General features: G+C 73.3%; 1 pseudogene. It reads left to right on the forward strand.

Annotation, left to right across the window (positions count from 1 at the left end):
• A pseudogene (locus tag GT045_RS08755) lies at positions 1–565 on the forward strand (glycogen debranching enzyme); the annotation flags it as partial.

Consider the following 565-nt stretch of genomic DNA (forward strand, 5'->3'; position numbering starts at 1 on the left):
GGCCGCACCCAGCGCGGCAACAACAACGCCTACTGCCAGGACAACGAGATCTCCTGGATCGACTGGGAACTGGCCCGGGAGCAGGGCCCGCTCACGGAGTTCACCCGGCGGCTCATCGCTCTGCGCGCCGCGCACCCCGTGCTGCGCAGGCGCCGCTTCTTCCGCGGCGAGACCGCGACCAACGCCGAGCAGCCGCTGCCCGACCTGATGTGGCTGCGGCCCGACGCCCGCGAGATGACCGCCCGGGACTGGCAGCGCGACGACGCGCACTCGGTCTGCGTGTTCCTCAACGGCGACGCCATCGCCGAACGGGACCCGCACGGCGGGCGGATGGTCGACGACTCCTTCCTGCTGCTCGTCAACGGCTACTGGGAGCCGGTCGACTTCCGTCTGCCCGACGGCTCCTTCGGCGAGCGCTGGACCGGTCTGATCGACACCGCCGACCCCGACGGCGTCCCCGACGAACGCGAACGCAAGGCCGGCACGAGACTCCGCGTGGAGGCCCGCAGCCTGGTCCTGCTCTCCCGCCCCTCGCGGGCGACCGGCCAGGGCCGCCCCCGGCGGC

This window comes from Streptomyces sp. SID486 (assembly GCF_009865385.1).
Lineage (GTDB): Bacteria > Actinomycetota > Actinomycetes > Streptomycetales > Streptomycetaceae > Streptomyces.